Here is a 22,845-nt window from a genome sequence, read left to right as displayed (position 1 = left end):
AAACGATGAATATTGAAGGGTCAGGGCAATCGGGCGCCTGCGCGCCCGGCAGCCGTCAGATCTTGTTGAACAGGCCCAACTGAGAAATTTTGCTGAACGCCAGTTGGGCAGCCTGCAACATGGTCTGCTGCAACGTCAGGCGAGTCATTACCTCGGCCGGATCAGAATCGCGAATCGATGACTGGCTCGCGGTATTGGCCAACGTCAGGGTCTCGTTGGTCGTGGACTGATCATCCAGCGACTGACCACGCGCACCGATCGAAGTCACTGCGGTGCCAATCTGGTTGGAGGCGCTGTCGAGGTTGCCCATGCCCGAATCCATGGCCGCCAGAAATTTCTGTCTGGCGACCGGGTCGGAGCCAACCGGCAAATTCATGGCGGTCATCATTTGGCCCAGGGTATCGAGCACGTTCTGGGTCTGGTGATTGTTGGCCTGAATCACAAACTGGTCACCGGCACCCGGCGTTCCGCCCACGGCGAAGGTCACGCCAGCGGCGGTGGCGTTGGTCCCGACCATGGTGCCCGACGACACTGGCCTGCTGTCGGCAGTGATCGGCGCTGCGTACAGATCGAAATCGGTCGCGCTGGTGAACTTGAGAATCGCCCCGCCCGACGGGAACGCATTGGTGTAGGCGGTATTGTTGGTCACGCTGGAGCCGGTGATGACCGCCGTCGAAGGGTTACCAGGGCTGCGCGAGGTGTTGAAGGTGTCCGGGGTGGAAGCCAACTGGAAGGTATGCCCGGCAATCGCCGTGTCCGGGACATCGCCGGACTGGAGATTGATGTTCAGCTTCATGTCGACACCACGGAAGTTGACCACCTGGTTGGCGCCGTTGCTGTTGCTGACCACACCGTTCTGGCTGGCTTCAGCGGTCACGTCGTTACCCAGTGCATCGGTAATGCGCAACTGCGTGCTGCTGAGGAAAGTGACTGTGTACGGCTCCCCGCCCGCGAACTTGGCGTTGTAGGTCGCACTGGAGTTGATCTGGCCACTGGACAGGACCACTCGACCGTCATCCACCGCTGGCGCGGTCATGGTGGTCTGGGTGCGACTGGTGTTGATGGTCTGCTGGAATGCATCCCAACCCGTGGTGTTGGTGGCGATCGACAGATTATCGCCAATGCCCAGATTGATGCTGGTCTGGTCACCGTTGTAGGTGAAGGTGCCGTCAGCGTTCTTCGAGTACGGCGCCGTGTCGGTTTTCGAACCGGAGAACAGGTAGTTGCCCGCCGAGTCCTTGGAGTTCATCAGGCCCAGCACTTGCTCCTGGATCTGGCTCAACTCTTCCGCATAGGCTTTGCGGTCAGCATCGGTGGCGATGCCGTTGTTGGCACTGAGGGCGATTTCCTTGGCTCGCTGCAGGGCGGTACCAATGGAGGACAACGTGGTTTCCTGCAGGCTCAACGCATTTTTGGTCGAACTGATGTTGGTTTTGTACTGATCAATCATTGCACTCTGCTGGCCCAACTGCAGCAAACGCCCGGCACCGATCGGATCATCGGCGGCGGTGTTGACACGCACCAGGCTGCTGGCTTCATTGCTGGTCGCGATCGCCTTGTTGAAGTTGCGCTGGTAGTTGGCAGCGGTTATCTCGTAATACTGGGCGGTAGAAATGCGCATGAATTACGACTCCTTAAAGGCTGTTGATCAGCGTGCTGAAAATTTCCTGCGCAGCCTTGATGATCTGCGAAGACGCGGTGTAGTACTGCTGGTATTTGACCAGGTTGCCGGTTTCTTCATCCAGGTCGACCCCGGACACCGAATCACGGGCACCTTTGGCATTGGTCAGGATCGCCGTGGTGGCTTCGCTGTCGGTTTTGCCCTGGGCCGCCTTGGTGCCGACGTTGGTCACCAGTTTGTTGTAGGCGTCGGTCAGGCTGATGCCTTTGCTCGCGCTACCGGTGTCTACGGTCTGCTTGGTTTGCAGGCCGACCAGCGCTTGAGCGTTGCGGTTGTCGGAGGACGCCGCGCCGGTCAGGTTGATCGTGAAGCTTTCGCCGGTCGTTGGCGCGGCGCCGACCGTGGTTTCGACGGTGAAGGTTTTCTGCACCGGCGGAGCAACGCTGTTGTCCATGACCGGAGCGCCCGTGGCGTCGACCATGCCCACTTTCAGGCTCAGGGTGTTGCTCTGTCCTGGAACAATGGTGCCGGTGCCGATCGAGTTGCCTTTGGCATCGACCATGTTGTAACTCTGGCTACCGCCGCTCGCGGCACCGAACACCAGTTTGACCGGTGTCGAATACTTGAGCGCGGTCTGCATTTCTGCCTGGGCCGCCGGGTTGTAGATGTCGATGGTGCTGGTCAGCGTCGGCTGGGTGTAAGTGCCGGTGTTGTTGGCACTGGTCACGCCGGTCAACGGTGCCGCGGCGGCGATTTTTTTCGGGTCGGTGAGGACGGCCTGGATGCTGCTCGCCGCGCCACGGGTCGGGGTCACCTTGAACGAGTCACCGGCACTCAACGCACCGCCGTTGAGATTCAGGCTGAACCCGTCAATCACTGGAGGCGGCGTGGTCGTGGTGCTGAAGCTGCCCATGTCGGTGCCGTCAGAACGCTTGACGCTGTAGTTGGTCGGGCTGGTGAACGTCACCTCGTAGTCACTGGTGGTCAGCTTGCCAGTGTCTTTGATGGTGACATCCAGGTTACCGGAACCGGTGCTGTTACCCGCCTGGGCAATGCTGCGCTGACTGATCAGGGTGGCACTGTTGATGTTGTTGAAAATCGGCGCACCAAAGTCACCGTTCTTGTCGATGCCCTGGGCTTGTTGACGGTTGATCTGATCAGCCACCACCAGTGCCACACGCCCCAGCTCGTTGAGCGATGGGTCGAGGACTTCCTTGCGGTAAGACAGCAGACCACCGATTTCGCCACCGCTGATCACCGACGTGATGTCGATGGTGCTGGAGCCGCGGTTCATCTGCAGCGACATGCGCGACGGATCATCCTTGCCCGGCACGGCTTCCAGGGTATTGGTGGTGTTGCCGATCACCAGCGGCTGGCCGCTACCGACGTAGATGTCGTAGCTGTTGCCGCGTTCGACGACTTGCGCGCCGACCAGCTCGGACAACTGACGCACCGCTTCGTTACGGCTGTCGAGCAGGTCATTGGGCTGGCTGGTGCCGGAGGAAAGTTCGGCAATTTTCTGGTTGAGGCCGGCAATCGAATTGGCGAGTTTATTGACCTGCGCCGCCATGTCCGACAGGTTGCCGTTGAGGGTGGTGTTCTGGTCGTTCAACTGCTTGGCGATGGAGTTGAAGCGACTGGCCAGCCCTTGGGCGCCGCTGATCACCGCTTGACGAGACGTGTCATCCGTAGCGGATGTCGCGACACCCTGCATCGACGTGAAAAACTTCTGCAGCACAGCGGTCAGACCGGTATTGGAGTCGGACAGCGTGGCATCCAGCGGCGTGACCTGGGCGCCATAGCTGGACGCTTCGCTGTTGAGCGAAGTCGCCGTGCGCAACTGCGAATCCAAATAGGTGTTGTACACCCGACGCACATCGGCCAGCGTCGTGCCGGTGCCGATGAACACGTTGCCGTACTGAATCGAGCCTTTGGTGCTCTGCACGGTTTGCTGGCGCGAGTACCCAGCGGTGTCGACGTTGGCAATGTTGTTGCCGGTGGTCACCAACGAAGAATGGCCAGCAGCCAGTCCCGACATCCCGATATTGAGCAAACTCATGGTTCAGACCTTAATCCTTGTGCCTATAAAGGCGTGGTGGAAGCGCCCGCCGCAGCGTAGTTCTGGTAACTCGTCATCTGCCTGGCTATCTGCGAAATCTTGCTCGCGTAGTCCGGGTCGGTTGCGTAACCGGCCTTCTGCAACTCGCGTACAAACTGTTCTGGGTTATCGGCCGACTTCACGACATCTTGATAGCGATTATTGGTCTGCAGCAAAGTCACAAGGTCATGGAAACTGTCCTTGTAAGAATCGTAGGAACGAAACTCGGCCGTCTCCCTGACCATCTCGCCATTCCTGAATTCGCTGGTGATCGCCCGCGCCGAATCGCCCTTCCAACTGCTGCCGGCCTTGATGCCAAACAGGTTGTGGCTGCTGCTGCCATCCTGGGCGCGCATGACCGATTTGCCCCAACCGGTTTCCAGCGCAGCCTGGGCCACCAGGTAACGCGGATCGACGCCAATGCGGTCGGCGGCTTCCTTGGCCATCGGCAACATGGTGTTGACGAATTCGTCAGCGGAACTGAAGACTTTCTTCGCCGGCGCCAGAGGTATTTGCGCCATGGCGCGGCCGTACACTTGCATGCGCCCACCGGACGCGGTGGTCGTTTGCGGAGCGAGCCAATCGCCGTTGTACAAGGGGCCGGAACCGCTCTTGGTGGTTTGCGGCAACTGGATGTTGTTCTGCGCGACGACAGCTGTCGTTGCCGCAGTCGATGCCGACGGCACCAGCCCGGCGAGCAGACGATCAGCCAGTTTCGGCGGCAATGCCAGGCGTCGCTGATTGATCAGTGCCATGTCATTGCGATGCGAGCCCTCGCCCGTCGGTGCCTTGACCGACCGCGAAGCCCACAACGGACGCTCGCCGTTGACCCGCGAAAGCGGACCGTTGATGGCAACAGTTCCAGCGGCCACCGGCGTTTGTACCGCAGCTTTAGCGGCCTCCTGCTTGGCTGCCGAGGCGGCGGCCGCTTCACCCGGAGCCATCGGCTTGTTCTTCGACATTTGCCGCATCAGCACGTCTGCCAACCCGATACCACCGCCCTCGCGGGACATGGAAACGGCCAACTGCTGGTCGTACATTTCCTGGTATTGCTTGGCCGCTGGCGTGTTCAGCGGGTTGTCCTGCCCCAACGCATCGGTGGCCGAGCGCATGGACTTGAGCATTTCACCGAGAAACAGCGATTCGAATTCCTGCGCAACCTTGCGCATGTTGCCGTCGCTGTTCTTGTCGCCAACCTTGAGCTGGTTCAGTCGATTGAGGTCTGAATACGACCCCGAATCGCTACTGCTGACCCGACCGCTCTTGCGCATATCCATGCTCGCCGTCCTCAGATCACGATCAGGTCGGCTTGCAAGGCGCCGGCCTGTTTCAGTGCTTCGAGAATCGCCATCAAGTCACCCGGCGCCGCGCCGACCTGGTTCACCGCACGGACGATTTCGTCGAGGGTGGTGCCCGGGCCGAACTTGAACATCGGCTTGGCCTCCTGCTCGGCGTTGACCCGCGAGCGTGGCACGACCGCTGTCTGACCGTTGGACAACGGGCCTGGCTGACTGACGATCGGGTCTTCGGTGATGGTGACGGTCAGGCTGCCGTGGGTCACGGCGGCCGGTGAAACCTTGACGTTCTGGCCGATCACGATGGTGCCGGTCCGGGAGTTGATGATGACTTTCGCCACCGCCTGACCTGGATCGATTTCGAGGTTTTCCAGGATCGACAGGTAGTCGACACGCTGGCTCGGATCCAGCGGCGCGCTGACGCGAATCGAACCGCCGTCGATGGCCTGGGCCACGCCAGGGCCGAGCATGTTGTTGATCTTGTCGACGATGCGCTTGGCCGTGGTGAAGTCGGAACGGTTGAGGTTCAAGGTCAGGCTGTTGCCCTGATTGAAACCGCTCGGCACCGCTCGCTCGACCGATGCACCACCCGGGATGCGACCGGCCGACGGAACGTTGACGGTGATCTTCGAACCGTCTCGACCTTCAGCATCGAAACCGCCGACTACCAGGTTGCCCTGGGCGACCGCGTAGACGTTGCCGTCGATGCCCTTGAGCGGCGTCAGCAGCAACGTACCGCCGCGCAGGCTCTTGGAGTTACCGATGGACGATACGGTGATGTCGACTTGTTGGCCCGGCTTGGCGAATGGCGGTAAATCGGCACTGATCGACACCGCCGCGACGTTCTTCAACTGCACGTTGCCCGAGCCCGGCGGCACCTTGATGCCGAACTGCGAGAGCATGTTGTTGAAGGTCTGCAGGGTGAACGGGGTTTGCGTCGTCTGGTCGCCGGTGCCGTTAAGCCCGACCACCAGGCCGTATCCGATCAATTGGTTGGAACGCACGCCGGAAATACTGGCGATATCCTTCAGCCGCTCGGCTTGAGCATTGAAGGCTGCGGACAGCATCAGGGCGGCCACCATCAGGTGTTTGAAGTTCAACATGCTCAACTGGAAAGCCACCTAGAAAGGGAACAGCGGGCTGAGGAAGAAACGGTCGAACCAGCCTGGCTGACTCGCATCGGCAAACGAGCCGGTACCCGAATAGGTGATGCGCGCATCGGCGACACGGGTCGACGACACGGTGTTATCAGTGGCGATGTCATCGGCGCGAACCAGGCCGGCAATCCGTACCAGTTCGTCGCCGGTATTGAGGGTCAGCCACTTCTCGCCGCGCACGGCGATGATGCCGTTGGGCAAGACGTCAGCGACCGTCACGGTGATCGAACCGGTCAGGCTGTTGCCCTGCCCGGCCTTGCTGTCGCCCTTGGTTGCGCGATCGCCTTCATAGCTGGCGCTCAAGCTCAGGTCGTTGCTGCCAAACGGGTTGTTGGTGGTGGCGCTGCTACCGAACAGCGAGGTCAGGCCAATGCCGGTCTTGCTGGTCTTGTCGATCTGCGAGTTGGCGTTTTTGCTGGCCTGGGTCTTCTCGTTCAGGGTGATGGTGATGATGTCACCGACCCGAAACGCCTTTCGGTCGCTGTAGAGGTTTTGTTCGAAACCGGCCTGGTAGATCGAGCCGTTATTCGCGGCAGCCGGCAGCGGCGTGCGCGGCAACACCGGGGCGTAGTAAGGGTCATTAGGCTTGGGCGTCACAGGCACGCAGCCTGCGAGCGCGGTAATCCCACTCAGTGCCAGAACAGAGACGAAGCGATTCATGACCCTACCTCACGGTGTTGCAGGCGACCTCGTGGCCGCCTCATAGACTTGATTACAGATTCTGCGTTACGAACGAGAGCATCTGGTCGGCGGTGGAGATCACCTTGGAGTTCATCTCGTAGGCGCGCTGAGTGGTGATCATGTTGACCATCTCCTCAACGGTGCTGACGTTGGAGGTTTCCAGGGTGTTCTGCAGTGTGGTACCGAAACCGGCCAGGCCAGGCGTGCCGACTTGCGGCGCACCACTGGCGGCGGTTTCCAGGAACAGGTTGTTGCCCACGGCTTGCAGGCCGGCCGGGTTGATGAAGTCGGCGGTTTGCAAGTTGCCGATCACCTGGGACGCCGGGTTGCCGGCCACGGTAATGGAGACGGTGCCGTCCTTGCCGACGGTGAAGGTCTGGGCATCGTTCGGGATGACAATCGCCGGTTCCAGGGCGAAGCCGCTGGCGTTGACGATCTGGCCGTTGGAGTCCAGGTGGAACGTACCATCACGGGTGTAGGACGTGGTGCCGTCCGGTTGCAGGATCTGGAAGAAACCACGACCGTCGATGGCCATGTCCAATGGCTGCTCGGTGGTTTGCAGGCTGCCGGCGCTGAAGTTTTTCTGGGTGCCGACAATGCGCACACCGGTACCCAATTGCAGACCCGACGGCAGTTCGCTGTCCTGGGTCGACTGGGCGCCTGGCTGACGCTTGATCTGATAGAGCAGGTCCTGGAACTCGGCGCGGTCACGTTTGAAACCCGTGGTCGAGACGTTGGCCAGGTTGTTGGAAATGGTGGTCAGGTTGGTGTCCTGGGCGGACAGACCGGTTTTGGCAACCCATAGAGCCGGAAGCATTCGATTCTCCTCGTGCGCCTGTTTTACGGCGCAACGTTCTGATAATTAGCTGATCTGCAAGACCCGAGCCATGGCCTGGTCATCGTCTTTGGCGGTGTTCATCATCTTGATGTGCAGCTCGAACTGCTTGGACAAGGCCAGTACCGAAGTCATCTCTTCCACAGCGTTGACGTTGCTCGACTCGAGGAACCCGGACACCAGTTTGACGTTGGCATCGGCTTGCGCCGGCTGGCCATCCTTGGTGTGGATCGAACCGTCCAGGCCTTTGGTCATGTTCTTGATGTCCGGGTTGACCAGCTTGATGCGGTCAACTTCCGCCATGACGCGCGGTCCTTCACCCATCGCACGAATGCTGATGGTGCCGTCTTCGCCCACTTCAATTTGTTGCTCGGGCGGCACGGCAATCGGTCCGCCATTGCCGATCACCGGCATACCGTTGCCGGCGCGCAGTACGCCGAGGGCGTCGACCACCAGACTGCCGGTGCGCACGTAGCTTTCACCACCATCAGGGGTCTGCACCGCCAGCCAGCCGCTGCCTTGCACGGCGACATCGAGGTCGCGGCCGGTTTCTACCAGGCTGCCAGGGGAAAAATCGGTGGCCGGGCGTTCGGACATGGCAAACGCACGCGCCGGAAAGCTGTCACCGAACACCGGCATCGAACGGGCTTGCTCCAAGTCTTTCTGGAAGCCGTTGGTGGATATGTTCGCGAGGTTGTTGGCATGAGCTTTTTGCGCCAGTGCATTCTGGCTGGCGCCGGTCATTGCCACATAAAGGTACTTGTCCACAATCTTTCCTCTGCCTGCCGGACGTTTGCCGCCCACTGCTGTACTGACGAGGCATAAGCAATTTGCAGACCAACTTGTTTTTGCAGGCGTTGAGCCCGGCAAACAAAGGACTTGGGGAGATGGAGGGGGTGCAGAGGATTTGTATCAGAGACGAAAAACCGGCGGTGTTATGCCGTTAAGTGGCAAGGCTTGACCTGTTGCAGCAACACAAACACCTGTGGCGGGAGCTTGCTCCCGCTGGGCTGCAAAGCAGCCCCAAAATGGCTGACCGAATTTCTACTGGCAGATCGCGCAGGCTCTCTTTGCGGCCGCTTCGCGCCCGAGCGGGAGCAAGCACCCTCGCCACAGGGTCAGGTGTTGTCCTTGCCCACCTCATAATCGCGCAACTTATTGGCAATGGTCGTATGGGAAACCCCCAACCGCTTACCCAATTGCCGACTGCTCGGATGCTCGGAATACAAGCGCTCCAGCACCGCTTTCTCGAAGCGCCCGACAATCTCGTCCAGCCCACCCTCTAGCGAGAAATCGCCAAGCGGCTGACGCACGCCGTAATCCGGCAAGCGAATGTGCTCGGCCTTGACCGTCCCGCCCTCGCACAGGGAAACCGCCTGGAATAGCACGTTCTCCAACTGCCGCACGTTGCCCGGCCAGTGGTAATGACTGAGCCGGTCCATGGCCGCCGGTGCGAGTTTCGGCAGCGGGCAGCCGATCTGCCGACTGGCCTGGTCGAGGAAATGCTCCACCAGCGGCGTCAAACCGTCGAGGCATTCGCGCAGCGGCGGGATGTGCAACGACAACACGTTCAAGCGGTGATAGAGGTCCTGACGAAACTCGCCACGGGCGCACAACTCGGACAAGTCGACCTGAGTCGCACAGATCACCCGCACATCGAGATAAACCTCTTCGTCACTGCCTACACGCCGGAAGCATCCGTCCTGCAGGAAACGCAGCAGTTTCACCTGCAAGCGCGGGCTCATTTCCCCGACACCATCGAGAAACAGCGTACCGCCCGCCGTCAGTTCCAACAGCCCGAGCTTGCCTTCGGCCCGCGCCCCTTCGAAGGCGCCCGGGCCGTAGCCGAACAGTTCAGTCTCGGCCATGGATTCCGGCAGACCGGCGCAGTTGAGCGCCATCAAGGGTGACTGCCCGCGCGGACTGGCCAAGTGGCAGGCGCGCGCCAACAGTTCTTTACCGGTTCCGGTTTCACCTTCTATCAATAGTGGCGCGTCGAGCGGGGCCATGCGCCGAGCTTCGCGCACCACCGCCGCCATGACTTTCGAACTCTGGAAGATGCTGTCGAAGCCGCGCAATTCCTGCTTGCGGACGTTATAGATGCGTTCGCCCACGCGGTCGGCGCGGTGCAGCGTCAGTACCGCACCGGCCATGGCTTCACTGTCATCATGTTCCGATTGCAGTGGCGCAATGTCGGCCAGAAACACGTCGCCTTTGACCTTGACCCGCAGCCCGTTGATCCGCGATTTGTTGGCACGCACCAGTTCCGGCAAGTCGAAGTCTTCGGCATAACGGGACAACGGAATCCCCGGCACTTCATCGACTCGCACGCCCAGCAACTGAGCCGCCGCCCGGTTAGCCGCGACGATGGAACCCCCCATGTCGATCGACAACACCGGAAACTCCAGGGCGCCGAGCAACGCATTGAGTTCCATATGCCGACGTTCGCTGGGCATCAGTCCTACACGCTTGACGCCAAAAACCCCGGTAATCGCCTCGAATTTCGGACGCAACGCCTGGAACTGAATGTTGATCAAGTTCGGACAGTGCAGGTAAATCGCGTTGCCATGCTCGCCGCCCACCTCACCGCGCGCGACGTTGATGCCGTACTCCACCAGCAGGTTGAGAATGTCGCGCAGGATGCCGATGCGGTTCTGGCAGTGGACTTTGATTCGCATGTGAAAGACCTGATAAACGATGTTTGACCTGTGGGAGCCAGCCTGCTGGCGATGGCATCGCATCAGGCAATATTGATGTCGAATGACACGCCGCTATCGCCAGCAGGCTGGCTCCCACATGTTTAGCGCCTGACTTTTCTGCCAAGGCACGCAGATAGTCGTCAAGATTATGTGACAGTCATGACGCTTTTCAAACCCGCAAATCTCAGCAACTACGCGACGCCTATCGATTCGTAACGAAAACTTTACGAATATCCGGGATTTTTCCTACGCAATGCGCGTATCCCCGGCTGCAACACTGCAATTCATGGGGTATTTCTAGGTCCATAGCAGCACATAACAAGAACGAAATCCCTTAGCAGGAGAGCAGCATGAAGCAGACGCAATACGTGGCTCGCGAGCCCGATGCGCAAGGTTTTATCGACTACCCCGCCGAAGAACACGCGGTGTGGAACACGCTGATCACTCGCCAATTGAAAGTGATCGAAGGGCGTGCGTGCCAGGAATACCTGGACGGTATCGAAAAACTCGGTCTGCCCCACGACCGCATTCCTCAACTGGGCGAGATCAACAAGGTTCTCGGTGAAACCACCGGCTGGCAGGTCGCCCGTGTCCCGGCGCTGATCCCCTTCCAGACTTTTTTTGAATTGCTCGCCAGCAAGCAGTTTCCAGTAGCCACGTTTATTCGGACCCGCGAAGAACTGGACTACCTGCAAGAGCCGGACATTTTCCACGAGATCTTCGGTCACTGCCCGCTACTGACCAATCCCTGGTTCGCCGAATTTACCCACACTTACGGCAAACTTGGCCTACAGGCTTCCAAGGAAGAACGGGTGTACCTGGCGCGCCTGTACTGGATGACCATCGAGTTCGGCCTGGTCGATACCCCGCAAGGCCAGCGCATCTACGGCGGCGGCATTCTGTCTTCACCGAAAGAAACCGTTTATTGCCTGTCAGACGAGCCTGAGCATCAGGCATTCGATCCGCTGGAATGCATGCGCACGCCGTACCGCATCGACATCCTGCAACCCCTGTATTTCGCGCTGCCGAACCTCAAGCGCCTGTTCGACCTGGCCCATGAAGACATCATGGGCATGGTCAAGCAAGCGATGCAGATGGGCCTGCACACACCGAAGTTTCCGCCAAAACCGAAAGCGGCGTGATCCGCGACTTTTAAGATCAAGTGAGCCTGTCAGGAACCGTCGCTTTGCTTTAGCGTGGTGATACTGACGGCCGATTTCCATTTATTCGATTTCAGGAACTCATCATGTCCACATTGAACCAAGCCCATTGCGAAGCCTGCCGCGCCGATGCCCCACAAGTCAGCGACGAAGAACTGCCGGTACTGATCAAGCAGATCCCGGACTGGAACATCGAAGTGCGCGACAGCATCATGCAGCTGGAAAAAGTCTTCCTGTTCAAGAATTTCAAACACGCCCTGGCGTTCACCAATGCCGTCGGTGAAATCTCCGAGGCCGAAGGTCACCACCCTGGCCTGCTGACCGAGTGGGGCAAAGTCACCGTGACCTGGTGGAGCCACTCGATCAAAGGCCTGCACCGCAACGACTTCATCATGGCCGCGCGCACTGACGAAGTGGCCAAGGACGCCGAGGGCCGCAAATAATGCATTTCGACGCCATCGGCCGGGTGCCCGGCGACCCGATCCTCGGTCTGATGGAGGCCTATGCGCAGGACTCCAACCCGCGCAAATTCGACCTCGGCGTGGGAGTCTACAAAGACGCCCAGGGCCTGACCTCGATTCCCCAGGCGGTGAAACTTGCCGAGGCGCGACTGGTGGATCGCCAGACCACCAAAACCTACATCGGCGGTCATGGCGACGCGGCCTTCGGCAAGGTCATCAGTGAGCTGGTGCTCGGCGCCGACTCGAAGCTGATCAGCGAACAACGCGCCGGCGCCACCCAGACACCGGGCGGCACGGGCGCATTGCGCCTGAGTGCGGACTTCATCGCCCAGTGCCTGCCGGGCCGTGGCGTGTGGTTGAGCAACCCGACCTGGCCTATCCACGAAACCATTTTCGCGGCGGCCAAGGTCAATGTCAGCCACTACCCGTACGTGGGCAGCGACAACCGTCTGGATGTCGACGCGATGCTCGCGGTGCTCAACGAAGCACCCAAGGGCGACGTGGTATTGCTGCACGCCTGCTGCCACAACCCGACCGGGTTCGATCTGTCTCACGACGATTGGCGTCGAGTGCTGGACGTGGTGCGTCGGCGGGAACTGTTGCCACTGATCGACTTCGCCTACCAGGGCTTCGGCGACGGCCTGGAGCAGGACGCCTGGTCGACCCGGCTGTTCGCCGCCGAATTGCCGGAAATGCTGATCACCAGTTCCTGCTCGAAAAACTTCGGCTTGTACCGCGACCGCACCGGGGCGCTGATTGTCTGCGCGAAAAACGCCGACAAGCTGACCGACATCCGCAGCCAACTGGCCAACATCGCCCGCAACCTGTGGTCGACGCCACCGGATCACGGCGCCGCCGTGGTGGCAACCATCCTCGGTGACCCGGAGCTGAAAAGCCTATGGGCCGACGAAGTGGAAACCATGCGCCTGCGCATCGCCCAACTGCGCAGCGGTCTGGTCGAGGCGCTGGAGCCTCACGGTTTGCGCGAGCGCTTTGCGCACATTGGGCTGCAGCGCGGGATGTTTTCCTACACCGGGTTGACGCCTGAGCAAGTGAAAAACCTGCGCGATCATCACAGCGTGTACATGGTCAATTCAGGTCGGGCCAACGTGGCGGGGATTGATGCCACGCGCCTGGATTTGTTGGCCGAGGCGATTGCCAGCGTCTGCAAGTAATCCTCAAGCAATGCAACACCCCTGTGGGAGCGAGCCTGCTCGCGATAGCGGTTTATCAATCAACATCACCGTTGAATGACACTCCGCTATCGCTAGCAGGCTCGCTCCCACATTTGTTTTGTGTTGGCTCTCCTACCGATCTGTCTATACAACCCCGTCTGTCGAAACAAATGGATATAAAAGTCTGTTTGTCATTTTCAGTGCTGTATCCTGCCGAGGCTTTTTAAAAGCGCGGATCTACCAGATCTATCAACAGACTTAGCGAGGAGCGCAACCATGCACGAGATTCCTAATCTCCCCTTCCCAAGCCTGCACGTACCTGAGCAGACGACCACGCAACAAGCCGGCGCCCAACAGCCCGAGCCGAAAGAAGCCACTGACAGCCGCCAGGCTGACAGCGAAGACTGAAACACCCGCCGTACAGACCGTGTGGAAAGCGCTAACATGCGCTTTCCACACTGCCTGAAACGAGAGCGCCCCCATGACCGATGAATTCAGCGAAGCGCAAGCCAGCGTCCTGATCGGCACCGCCGAGAAAATGATCGAGATCTGGAATCGCCTCTCCCCCGAAAAACAGGCCGCATTGCTTGCCCGCTTCGGCACTGAAGAAAATGCCTTGGCCGCATTGGTCACCACGCAGCTGGTAGCGCCTGCCAAGCCCGAGTGACACCACCCGGCAAATAGTTTTACTTTTTCACAACTCGCCCGCGTTCACGCCGTTATCATGAGCAGCCTATCTATCCTGCTTTCCCGTGGACCTTTACCCATGTCTGAAAACCAGCGCCCCCTGGCGGTCACGCTGCAAGTTGTCTCCATCGTTCTGTTTACCTTTATTGGCTACTTGAATATCGGCATACCCCTCGCCGTGCTGCCGGGCTACGTTCACAGTGAACTCGGATTTGGCGCGGTGATCGCCGGGCTGGTGATCAGTGTGCAATACCTCGCCACCCTCCTCAGCCGCCCGTACGCCGGGAAAATCATCGACAACAAGGGCAGCAAACTCGCGGTGATGTATGGCCTCGCCGGTTGCGGCTTGAGCGGTGTATTCATGCTGATTTCGGCCTGGACCCAAAGCCTGCCGATGCTGAGTTTGATCAGCCTGTTGATCGGCCGCCTGGTGCTTGGTAGTGCTGAAAGTCTGGTGGGCTCCGGCTCAATTGGCTGGGGCATCGGCCGGGTTGGCGCAGCGAACACTGCCAAGGTCATCTCGTGGAACGGCATCGCCAGTTACGGCGCGCTGGCGATCGGTGCACCGCTGGGAGTGTTGCTTGTCAGCCAGATGGGTTTGTGGAGCATGGGCGTCAGCATTGTGCTGTTGGCCGCGTTGGGGCTGCTGCTGGCCTGGCCGAAAACCGCCGCGCCGATTGTTGTCGGTGAGCGCTTGCCATTCATGCACGTGCTCGGGCGGGTGTTGCCCCACGGCTGCGGACTGGCCTTGGGCTCTATCGGTTTCGGCACCATCGCCACGTTCATCACCCTGTATTACGCCACCCAGCATTGGGACAACGCGGTGCTGTGCCTGAGCCTGTTCGGCGCCAGCTTCATCGGCGCGCGGCTGTTGTTCGGCAACCTGATCAACCGCCTCGGCGGCTTTCGCGTTGCGATCGCCTGCCTCTCGGTGGAAACCCTGGGATTGTTACTGCTGTGGCTGGCGCCGGACGCGCATTGGGCGCTGGCGGGCGCGGCGCTAAGCGGTTTCGGCTTTTCGCTGGTGTTTCCGGCGCTGGGGGTCGAGGCGGTCAATCTGGTTCCGGCGTCGAGCCGTGGCGCGGCGGTCGGTGCTTATTCACTGTTCATTGATTTGTCGCTGGGGATCACCGGGCCATTGGCGGGTGCGGTTGCATCGGGCTTTGGTTTTGCGTCGATTTTCCTGTTCGCTGCGCTGGCCGCCGTCAGCAGCTTGATCCTGTGCATCTACCTTTACCGCCAGGCACCAAAGAGCCGCGAAGCCAGGCAAACCCGTTAGAAATCCACCTTGCCGCGCCCGGCCTTGATGTTGCCGCGTTTGCTTTTGGATTCAAGCCGACGCGTCTTCGAACCGAGAGTCGGTTTGGTCGGGCGGCGTTTCTTTTCGACTTTGGTAGCGCTGAGAATCAACTCCGTCAGACGCTCCAGCGCATCGGCGCGGTTCTGTTCCTGTGTCCGATATTGCTGGGCCTTGATGATCAACACGCCGTCGCTGGTGATGCGGCTGTCGCGCAGCGCCAGCAGCCGTTCCTTGTAGAACTCGGGCAAGGACGACGCCGGAATGTCGAAACGCAGGTGCACCGCGCTGGAGACCTTGTTGACGTTCTGCCCACCGGCGCCCTGGGCGCGAATGGCCGTCAACTCGATCTCGGCATCCGGCAGATGCACGTTGTTGGAAATCACCAGCATGGAAAAGCGTCCGGGTTCGGGGCGTTCAGGATACCGCGAATGTCGTCCTGAATTGCAGATGATCACGGGCACAAGCGAAACGCTGAAAGCACCCTGACTTTTCTTACGGAGTTTTCGGATTTACACAATGGAAGTTGCATTGTTTCTAATGGTGATACTAGTCTAAGGTTTCCCCCCAATGGACAGAATTAGTCAAAGTGAACTTTGAAAACATTCGATACCACCTCGCGGTTACCTTACTGGTTCTAGGCTGCTCAATTCCAATCACGGGAGCGGTTGTCTGGGTAATTACTGAAGTAATCCCATTGGAGGGATGCTCCCTAGATATTTCCTATGTAGCTACGTATATACCTATTGCGCTATTGGGTCTGCGCTTCTATTTGCCAAGGATGCGTGGCTGGACATAACCAAAATCTTACTAAAATCAGTTTTCCACACTCTCCCTTGACCGCACTTCCTCAGCGATCATATTCAAGGTTATCGAATCCGCCAGCCCCTCAAATAACAATGCCAGAACTCCAGCTTGCCGATAGGCCTTTTCATGACTCATTGGATCGAATCTAAATAGTTGCGCAGAACCAGGCTTACGTACAACCCTAAACGCCCCAAAGCCCGATAGAATCAAGTCGGTTGAGTAATACGCCACATTCCCTTTATAACTATCCTTAAAGAGAACTTTATAGCCTTGCCGGATAGGCCCCTGAGCGCTAGGTGCATCGGGACCGTTGTAAATATTAGCCGCGCTTTCGGCAATATTATTAGCCCCATGAGCTATTAAAAGCGCACCCGGCACAACCCCAGCGCCTCCCGAAATTCCCGTAATGGCTATGCCAGCCTCAATCTGCATTGCACCCGCCACTACCCCGACCCCGTTCTGAAGATAAAACCGAGCCTTCGACAACAACTCCTCATGTTCCGCCCTTAACGCCTCAAGTCCCTGCCAGGCACTGACAAGCCCTTCATCAACAGCTTGAAATCACCTCATTCGCATAGGATGAAACCATCAAACTAAAGCGCAGCCGGGTAACCCCATCTGGAAAATGCGTCATGCCAATAGTGCAACCCGCCGCCACCAGATCAGAAGCTGCTCCAGTCACATCGGCAATATCGCAAGATTCCTCATTCACCCTCATTCCCCCAAGTACTATAAGCACTTGTGGCACCAGGAACGTGCGCCCAGGCAATTTCCCTATATCAAATCGACACCAACTCCTGCGGCTCTGCGTCGTTCATGCGAATGGCGTGGGGAACTTGCTGACTGATATGTGCAATACGCGCGCCTGAGAGATGTATTGAGTAATAACGCTCTCGCCCTCCAGCCGAGCCCGTGCGGTAAAAATTGATGATGCACTCGACTTCTTCACTCTCATGCAGCGCGCTCGCTAACAGCGGCGATGATTTATCGATAGCCTTGGTGATCATGATCGGCATGTGTTTGCCTCGACCACTTGTAGTGCTGCCGTCATTACCCGTGAGCATATCGTGGGAGTAGGCCAACACCATGATTTCATCCTGATGGCCAAATTGGCATTTATTGCCGATAGAACTTTGGCCTGAGCAACCTGCTGAAATCAAGCCTTGTCGTTTTCCCGTGATGCTCATGTAACTATTACTAGCCACAATCAGTGCTCCTTGATTATTTAGAGCACCAGAGTCTAGGGCAAACAGGACCGGACAAAGAGTAGGCCAGCTCTGAATTAATCTGTTTTGCTTAAAGTTCCGAAACTACTGTAGTAAACGATATCCGCCTCTGTAGGATCCAGACGTCAGAGCAAACGAAAGTTAGAGTTTCAAGAACAAAAAAACCCGGCACATGGCCGGGTTTGTTGTTTGTGCGAGGAGTTACTCCACCGCCGCCTGCAAGTTGCGTTGAGCACCGCGCTTGTTCTTGATGCCATAGCAAACCCACATGAACACGACCCACACCGGAATCGCATACACCGAGATCTGGATCCCCGGAATCAACAGCATCACCCCGAGGATGAACACTACGAACGCCAGGCAAACGTAGTTCCCATACGGGTACCACAGGGCCTTGAACAGCGGCGTTTGCTTGGTCTTATTCATGTGCTGGCGGAATTTGAAGTGCGAGAAACTGATCATCGCCCAGTTGATCACCAGGGTTGCCACGACCAGCGACATCAACAGTTCCAGCGCATGTTGCGGGATCAGGTAGTTCAGCAGCACCGCGATCAGCGTCACGGCGGCCGAAGCCAGGATCGAACGCACCGGCACGCCGCGCTTGTCGATTTTCGCCAGAGCTTTCGGCGCATCACCCTGCTCGGCCATGCCCAGCAGCATGCGGCTGTTGCAGTAGGTGCCGCTGTTGTACACCGACAACGCCGCCGTTAGAACCACGAAGTTGAGGATGTGCGCAGCGGTGTTGCTGCCAAGCATCGAGAACACTTGCACGAACGGGCTACCGCTGTAGGAATCACCGGAGGCGTTCAACGTGGTCAGCAGGCTGTCCCATGGTGTCAGCGACAGCAGGATAACCAGTGCACCGATGTAGAAAATCAGGATCCGGTAGATCACCTGGTTGATCGCTTTCGGGATCACGGTTTTCGGCTTGTCGGCTTCAGCTGCGGTGAAACCGAGCATTTCCAGGCCGCCGAAGGAGAACATGATGATCGCCATGGCCATCACCAGACCGCTGACGCCGTTCGGGAAGAAGCCACCGTGGGACCACAGGTTGCTGACCGCCGCTTGCGGGCCACCATTGCCGCTGACCAGCAGATAGCTGCCCAGGCCAATCATGCCGACAATCGCCACGACCTTGATGATCGCGAACCAGAACTCGGCCTCGCCAAACACTTTGACGTTGGCCAGGTTGATCGCGTTGATCAGCACGAAGAAGGCGGCGGCGCTGGCCCAGGTCGGGATGTCCGGCGCCCAGTAGTGGATGTATTTGCCGACTGCGGTCAGCTCCGACATGCCCACCAGAATGTACAGAATCCAGCAGTTCCAGCCCGACAGAAAACCGGCGAAACCGCCCCAGTATTTGTGCGCGAAGTGGCTGAAGGAACCGGCCACCGGCTCTTCGACGATCATTTCGCCCAGTTGGCGCATGATCATGAAGGCAATGAAGCCGCAAATGGCGTAGCCGAGGATCATCGACGGACCGGCGGATTTCAGTACCCCGGCCGAGCCGAGGAACAAACCGGTACCAATCGCGCCACCTAAGGCAATCAGTTGAATGTGGCGATTCTTCAGGCCGCGTTTCAGCTCGCCTGAATGCGAGTTTTGTCCACTCATGAAAAGGGTCTCACGCAAGGTTTGATGATGTTCAATAGACGTTGCTGCTTGGAAACGACGTTAAGCGGCACCGATCAAACCCCAGCGCAGGCACCAGGAGTTCAGCGTATTTACAACGGTCATGCGTCACCTGTTTGTTTTTATCTGTGACGAAATCGAACCCGACACGCTCGTGACGCGGCGGAGTGAACAAGGCGGATAGCCTTGAGGTTTGCGCAGATGCGCAGGAGGTCACAGGTAAAACGCGGCGCATTGTACACCGCTAACCCCCTGCTGCCAGACCCGCTGGATCAGCGTGTCGGTTGCCGGGATTGCCTGTGTCCGCCGCGAGTGACTCGGGCGGCTGCAAAAAGAGAATCAGGCCTTTGCGGGCCATGGACGCAGACGGCGGAAAACTCGCCCCACGTTGGGAGGTGAAAATGGATTACGGCGTTCATTGCGCCTCCTTTTTGTTATGCACCTGCACGACAGGCATGGCGCGCATAACACCTCGCATAGGGAGGGGAAACAAGCGGGTTAGAGCAGTGGAACGGGAATGGATAGGTGGCGAAGTGGAAGGATTTTCTTACGCTGTTGAGATGGAGATCATTTCACTGGACCAACCCGAGGAATTCGTCAGCATTTCTTTACAGAGTGTAAAGGCGGGCTTCCAATTCAGGGTTGACGGCGCTGCCGCCATAGCAATCGCCAGCAGGCTGGCTCCCACATTGGATCGCTTTTTTCGCCGAACCCGGCCCCTGTGGGATCGGCTTACCCTCGAAGAGACCCTCAAAAACAACGCAACGCTAAAGCCAGACGCAAAAAAAACGCCAACCCGAAGGTTGGCGTTTTTTACTTGCCGCTCGCAGCTTAACGCTGCCTCACTCCGGCTTACGACGACCGAAACCAGGACGCTGGCCCGAACCGGCTGGTGCGCCGCGGCGCTTGCCCGATGGCTTGTCACCCTCGACCAGTTTGATCCCCGGACGCTTCGGCGCAGGCTTGGCCGGACGCTTGGTGTCGGCTGGACGATCAGCTACCGGCGTACCACGACCTTCGCCGCGTTCGGTACGACCATTGGCCGGACGCGGAGTACGCGGGCCGCGCTCACCGTCCTGACGGGCGGCTGGCTTGCGACCCGGACGCTCGCCTTCGATCTGCGGCTCGCGGCTGGCACGAGGCGCGGCAGGCGCGGCGGCTGCGCCAGTGGCCGGACGCAGGGTACGCACGCGCTCGGTCTTGGCCATCGGCCGCGACGATTTACGCTGCATACGCTCGAGCTTGTCTTTGCTCTTGGCGTTCATCTGCGGCATCGCGACTGGCGTCAGGCCGACCTCGGCACTCAGAATGTCGACTTCGTACTGGCTCATTTCGCGCCAGCGGCCCATCGGCAGGTCGGAGTTGAGGAACACCGGACCGAAACGCACGCGCTTCAGGCGGCTGACCACCAGGCCTTGGGATTCCCACAGGCGACGAACTTCCCGGTTACGACCTTCCATCACCACGCAATGGTACCAGTGGTTGAAACCTTCACCACCCGGTGCCTGCTTGATGTCGGTGAACTTGGCCGGGCCGTCTTCAAGGACGACGCCAGCCTTCAGGCGCTCGATCATCTCGTCATCGACCTCACCACGCACACGTACCGCGTATTCACGGTCCATTTCGTAGGAAGGGTGCATCAGGCGGTTGGCCAGCTCACCATCGGTGGTGAACATCAGCAGACCGGTGGTGTTGATGTCGAGGCGACCGATGTTGATCCAGCGGCCTTCTTTCGGCTTCGGCATCTTGTCGAACACGGTCGGACGACCTTCCGGGTCGACACGGGTGCAGATCTCGCCATCGGGCTTGTTGTACATGATCACGCGGCGGACCGACTCGGCAGCCTCTTCGCGCTTGATCACCTTGCCATCGATGGTGATGGCGTCGTGCATGTCGACACGCTGGCCAAGGGTGGCGTCTTTGCCGTTGACCTTGATGCGGCCGTGGCTGATCCAGGCTTCCACGTCACGGCGCGAGCCGACGCCGATACGGGCGAGGACTTTCTGCAGTTTTTCGCCTGCTGGGCCGATTTCCTGGTCGTCTTTCTGGTCGTTGATACTCATCTGGGCACCTCCCGGTGTGTTCTGAAAACTGGGTACTCGGGCGAAGGGATCGCCGAAGGGTCGCGAATCATACGCTCATGCGAGCGTTCGCGCATCAGAGACTAGCTGATCAATCGGGACTTACTTGTTTTTCCGCTGACCGGTGGTCGCAGACCGTAGCCCTTCTGTAGGAGCTGGCTTGCCAGCGATGCGGCCAACGCGGTGATCTGGGCACCGCGGTGTTGCGATCGCCAGCAAGCCGGCTCCTGAAGGATCAGTCTTCGAACTCGCGGCGTTCGGCTTCGATGGCTTCGGCCAGGGCCAATGCTTCGGCTTCTTCATCGCTAAGCTCGGGTTTCGGCTGCTCAAGGGCAGCGACGGCGGCCAGCAGTTTTTCCCTGGCTTCAGCGACGCCGAGGATGTCGTCTTCCTGCTCGGGTTCGATTTCTGGCTCGGGCTGCGCTTCGAGTTCTACAACTTCGGTTTCCGGCTGTATGTCAGCGAACTCCGAATCGGGCTCGGACACTTCACCGTCACGCAACAAATCATCGAAATCCGTCTTGAGGCCCTCCTCCATGGTGTCCAGTTCCAGCAACAACGTATGGAAACTGGTCTCTTCCTTGGGCTCTTCCGGCTCGGCGCTGGCGTCGGCGAGTTCCTGCAATCCGGCTGGAACGGGCGCGTCGTCGAAATCGAGCACCGGGTCGGGTTCAAGTTCGCGCAGTTCGGCCAGCGGCGGCAGGTCGTCGAGGTTTTTCAGGTTGAAGTGATCGAGGAACGCCTTGGTGGTGGCGAACATCGCCGGTTTGCCCGGCACGTCGCGGTAACCGACGATGCGGATCCACTCGCGTTCCATCAGCGTCTTGACGATCTGACTGTTGACCGCCACGCCCCGCACATCCTCGATCTCGCCCCGGGTGATCGGCTGGCGATAGGCGATCAGGGCAATGGTTTCAAGCATGGCGCGGGAATAACGTTGCGGACGCTCTTCCCACAAACGGCCGACCCACGGCGAAAACTTCTCGCGGATTTGCAGGCGATAGCCCGAGGCGACTTCCTTGAGTTCGAAGGCGCGGCCATCGCAGGACTTGGCGAGAATCGTCAGCGCTTTCTTGAAAACCGGCGGCTCCGGCCGTTCGCCCTCTTCGAAGAGTTCGTACAGGCGTTCCAGGGATTGCGGTTTTCCCGAGGCCAACAGAAAGGCTTCGAGCAAAGGTGCCAGCTCGCGGGGTTCACTCAGGTTCATGATTCGACTCGTTATTCGGCTCGGGCTCGCACGTGAATCGCGGCGAACGGCTCATTCTGCACCAGCTCGACCAAAGATTCCTTGACCAGTTCGAGGATGGCCATGAAGGTCACCACCACCCCCAGGCGCCCTTCTTCAGCGGTGAACAGCTCGACAAAGGGGACGAAACCGCCGCCCTTGAGCCGTTCCAGCACATCACTCATGCGCTCGCGGGTGGACAACGCCTCGCGGCTGACCTGGTGGCTTTCGAACATGTCGCCACGGCGCAGCACCTCGGCCATGGACAACAGCAACTCTGACAGGCGCACGTCCGGCAACAGCTTGCGCGCCTGCGCTTGCGGTGCATCGAGCTTGGGCACCACCACGTCGCGACCGACGCGGCTCAGGCCATCGATGCCTTCGGCAGCCGCCTTGAAGCGCTCGTACTCCTGCAAGCGGCGGATCAGTTCGGCGCGCGGGTCGTCTTCTTCGTCTTCGACGGTTTCGGCGCGCGGCAGCAGCATCCGTGACTTGATCTCGGCAAGCATCGCGGCCATCACCAGGTACTCGGCGGCCAGTTCCAGGCGCACCGACTGCATCAACTCGACGTAGCCCATGTACTGGCGGGTGATTTCCGCCACCGGGATGTCGAGGATGTTGATGTTCTGTTTGCGGATCAGGTACAGCAGCAGGTCGAGCGGGCCTTCGAAGGCTTCGAGAAACACCTCCAGCGCATCCGGCGGGATG

General features: G+C 59.2%; 20 protein-coding genes and 1 pseudogene. 6 read left to right on the top strand and 15 right to left on the bottom strand.

What is annotated here, in order from left to right; genetic code table 11:
- Nucleotides 1–55: 55 nt before the first annotated feature.
- The 8 genes from ABVN21_RS02985 to ABVN21_RS02950 form a co-directional block, all read right to left on the bottom strand.
- A complete protein-coding gene (locus ABVN21_RS02985) occupies nt 56–1,621 on the bottom strand; it encodes a flagellar hook-associated protein 3 (RefSeq protein ID WP_339553968.1) in 1,566 nt (521 codons plus the stop codon).
- A 13-nt stretch (nt 1,622–1,634) separates the two neighbouring features.
- Nucleotides 1,635–3,680: a flagellar hook-associated protein FlgK gene (gene flgK / locus ABVN21_RS02980; protein ID WP_339553969.1), complete on the bottom strand. Its 2,046-nt coding sequence runs from the start codon at nt 3,678–3,680 to the stop codon at nt 1,635–1,637.
- Between the two features lie 23 nt (nt 3,681–3,703).
- Nucleotides 3,704–4,996, bottom strand: coding sequence for a flagellar assembly peptidoglycan hydrolase FlgJ (gene flgJ, locus ABVN21_RS02975; protein WP_339553970.1), 1,293 nt, complete (start codon nt 4,994–4,996; stop codon nt 3,704–3,706).
- Between the two features lie 11 nt (nt 4,997–5,007).
- Nucleotides 5,008–6,117 carry a flagellar basal body P-ring protein FlgI gene (locus ABVN21_RS02970; protein ID WP_339554058.1) on the bottom strand — a complete coding sequence of 370 codons (1,110 nt, stop codon included), beginning with the start codon at nt 6,115–6,117 and terminating at the stop codon, nt 5,008–5,010.
- Nucleotides 6,118–6,135: 18 nt separating this feature from the next.
- Nucleotides 6,136–6,831, bottom strand: coding sequence for a flagellar basal body L-ring protein FlgH (gene flgH / locus ABVN21_RS02965; protein ID WP_034146250.1), 696 nt, complete (start codon nt 6,829–6,831; stop codon nt 6,136–6,138).
- 52 nt (nt 6,832–6,883) lie between these two features.
- The gene (gene flgG / locus ABVN21_RS02960; RefSeq protein ID WP_339553971.1) at nt 6,884–7,669 is read right to left on the bottom strand and encodes a flagellar basal-body rod protein FlgG; all 786 of its coding nucleotides are present in this window, start codon (nt 7,667–7,669) and stop codon (nt 6,884–6,886) included.
- 45 nt (nt 7,670–7,714) lie between these two features.
- Nucleotides 7,715–8,455 (bottom strand): flagellar basal body rod protein FlgF, encoded by a 741-nt coding sequence (locus ABVN21_RS02955; protein WP_339553972.1) that lies wholly within the window; start codon nt 8,453–8,455, stop codon nt 7,715–7,717.
- Between the two features lie 350 nt (nt 8,456–8,805).
- Entirely contained in the window at nt 8,806–10,365 is a 1,560-nt protein-coding gene (locus tag ABVN21_RS02950; protein ID WP_339553973.1) for a sigma-54-dependent transcriptional regulator, read from the bottom strand.
- 371 nt (nt 10,366–10,736) lie between these two features.
- On the opposite strand from ABVN21_RS02950, the gene phhA reads away from it, so the two are divergent.
- The 6 genes from phhA to ABVN21_RS02920 all read left to right on the top strand — a co-directional run bounded on the left by phhA (nt 10,737) and on the right by ABVN21_RS02920 (nt 15,148).
- A complete protein-coding gene (gene phhA / locus ABVN21_RS02945) occupies nt 10,737–11,528 on the top strand; it encodes a phenylalanine 4-monooxygenase (RefSeq protein WP_034146246.1) in 792 nt (263 codons plus the stop codon).
- A gap of 104 nt (nt 11,529–11,632) precedes the next feature.
- The gene (locus ABVN21_RS02940; RefSeq protein WP_017337151.1) at nt 11,633–11,989 is read left to right on the top strand and encodes a 4a-hydroxytetrahydrobiopterin dehydratase; all 357 of its coding nucleotides are present in this window, start codon (nt 11,633–11,635) and stop codon (nt 11,987–11,989) included.
- Nucleotides 11,986–13,182, top strand: coding sequence for an amino acid aminotransferase (locus ABVN21_RS02935; protein WP_339554059.1), 1,197 nt, complete (start codon nt 11,986–11,988; stop codon nt 13,180–13,182). The genes ABVN21_RS02940 and ABVN21_RS02935 overlap by 4 nt, the downstream gene beginning before the upstream one ends.
- A gap of 276 nt (nt 13,183–13,458) precedes the next feature.
- Entirely contained in the window at nt 13,459–13,590 is a 132-nt protein-coding gene (locus tag ABVN21_RS02930; RefSeq protein WP_339553974.1) for a hypothetical protein, read from the top strand.
- Between the two features lie 73 nt (nt 13,591–13,663).
- Nucleotides 13,664–13,849 carry a hypothetical protein gene (locus tag ABVN21_RS02925; RefSeq protein ID WP_056853044.1) on the top strand — a complete coding sequence of 62 codons (186 nt, stop codon included), beginning with the start codon at nt 13,664–13,666 and terminating at the stop codon, nt 13,847–13,849.
- Between the two features lie 99 nt (nt 13,850–13,948).
- Nucleotides 13,949–15,148 carry an MFS transporter gene (locus tag ABVN21_RS02920; protein WP_339553975.1) on the top strand — a complete coding sequence of 400 codons (1,200 nt, stop codon included), beginning with the start codon at nt 13,949–13,951 and terminating at the stop codon, nt 15,146–15,148.
- On the opposite strand, the gene arfB is transcribed toward ABVN21_RS02920, so the two are convergent.
- The 7 genes and pseudogenes from arfB to ABVN21_RS02885 all read right to left on the bottom strand — a co-directional run bounded on the left by arfB (nt 15,145) and on the right by ABVN21_RS02885 (nt 22,829).
- Nucleotides 15,145–15,558 (bottom strand): alternative ribosome rescue aminoacyl-tRNA hydrolase ArfB, encoded by a 414-nt coding sequence (gene arfB, locus ABVN21_RS02915; protein ID WP_339553976.1) that lies wholly within the window; start codon nt 15,556–15,558, stop codon nt 15,145–15,147. The two genes, ABVN21_RS02920 and arfB, sit on opposite strands and share 4 nt — an antisense overlap.
- A 424-nt stretch (nt 15,559–15,982) precedes the next feature.
- A complete protein-coding gene (locus ABVN21_RS02910; RefSeq protein ID WP_339553977.1) occupies nt 15,983–16,405 on the bottom strand; it encodes a DUF4225 domain-containing protein in 423 nt (140 codons plus the stop codon).
- A gap of 272 nt (nt 16,406–16,677) precedes the next feature.
- Nucleotides 16,678–17,178: pseudogene (locus ABVN21_RS02905) on the bottom strand (Hcp family type VI secretion system effector).
- A 222-nt stretch (nt 17,179–17,400) separates the two neighbouring features.
- Entirely contained in the window at nt 17,401–18,813 is a 1,413-nt protein-coding gene (locus ABVN21_RS02900; protein WP_339553978.1) for an amino acid permease, read from the bottom strand.
- Between the two features lie 860 nt (nt 18,814–19,673).
- On the bottom strand, nt 19,674–20,894 hold the full coding sequence (rluB, locus tag ABVN21_RS02895; RefSeq protein ID WP_339553979.1) for a 23S rRNA pseudouridine(2605) synthase RluB: 1,221 nt from the start codon (nt 20,892–20,894) through the stop codon (nt 19,674–19,676).
- Nucleotides 20,895–21,147: 253 nt separating this feature from the next.
- Entirely contained in the window at nt 21,148–22,119 is a 972-nt protein-coding gene (scpB, locus tag ABVN21_RS02890; protein ID WP_339553980.1) for an SMC-Scp complex subunit ScpB, read from the bottom strand.
- Between the two features lie 11 nt (nt 22,120–22,130).
- Nucleotides 22,131–22,829: a ScpA family protein gene (locus ABVN21_RS02885; RefSeq protein WP_339554060.1), complete on the bottom strand. Its 699-nt coding sequence runs from the start codon at nt 22,827–22,829 to the stop codon at nt 22,131–22,133.
- Nucleotides 22,830–22,845: the final 16 nt, after the last annotated feature.

Source organism: Pseudomonas sp. MYb327 (assembly GCF_040438925.1).
GTDB lineage: Bacteria > Pseudomonadota > Gammaproteobacteria > Pseudomonadales > Pseudomonadaceae > Aquipseudomonas.
The sequence above is the reverse complement of the archived record's forward strand: the minus strand, read 5'-3'. Positions and strand labels throughout refer to the sequence as shown.